This is a genomic window from Bradyrhizobium sp. PRIMUS42, from assembly GCF_023006515.1.
GTDB lineage: Bacteria > Pseudomonadota > Alphaproteobacteria > Rhizobiales > Xanthobacteraceae > Bradyrhizobium.
In genome coordinates, this window is sequence record NZ_JALBGZ010001305.1 from 1 (window position 1) to 900 (window position 900).

Annotated in this window: 1 protein-coding gene; it reads left to right on the forward strand. The window is 64.2% G+C overall.

Annotation, left to right across the window (positions count from 1 at the left end):
* A partial coding sequence (gene odhB, locus MOV75_RS39900) for a 2-oxoglutarate dehydrogenase complex dihydrolipoyllysine-residue succinyltransferase (protein ID WP_247008343.1) occupies nt 1–774 on the forward strand: 774 nt, incomplete at its 5' end.
* Between the last annotated feature and the right edge of the window lie 126 nt (nt 775–900).

Consider the following 900-nt stretch of genomic DNA (forward strand, 5'->3'; position numbering starts at 1 on the left):
GTAGAGCCCTCCGAGCGTGATACCGTTGAAGACGGCGTTGAGGAAGACGCGCTTGCGGCCGACGGCCTCTTCCAGGCCCGGCGGCCAGACCGCGAAGATCAACCAGAGCGCCAGACCATCGCGCGCCGCCTCAAGGACGTGCAGAACACCGCGGCCATGCTCACGACCTTCAACGAGGTCGACATGACCAACGTGATGGCGCTGCGCGCCCACTACAAGGATGCGTTCGAGAAGAAGCACGGCTCCAAGCTCGGCTTCATGGGCTTCTTCACCAAGGCCGTCGTGCAGGCGCTGAAGGACATCCCGGCGGTCAACGCCGAGATCGACGGCACCGATTTGATCTACAAGAACTACTACCACATCGGCGTCGCCGTCGGCACCGACAAGGGCCTCGTCGTGCCCGTGGTGCGCGACTGCGACCACAAGTCGATCGCCGACATCGAGAAGGGCATCGCCGATTTCGGGCGCCGCGCCCGTGACGGCCAGCTCAAGATCGACGAGATGCAGGGCGGCACCTTCACCATCACCAATGGCGGCATCTACGGCTCGCTGATGTCGACCCCGATCCTGAACGCGCCGCAGTCCGGCATCCTCGGCATGCACAAGATCCAGGAGCGTCCGATGGTCGTCGGCGGCAAGATCGAGGTCCGCCCGATGATGTATTTGGCGCTGTCCTACGATCACCGCGTCATCGACGGCAAGGAAGCCGTCACCTTCCTGGTGCGCGTCAAGGAGAGCCTGGAAGATCCGGCGCGCCTGGTGCTCGATCTCTGATCCCTGATGCTCTGCGAGCGCCGTCGCTACTTGCGACGGCGCGTGTCGAACCATGGAGGCGCGCGTGACCGATAAAGTCGTTGTCATCACCGGCGGCAGCCGCGGCATTGGGCGGGCAACTGCGCT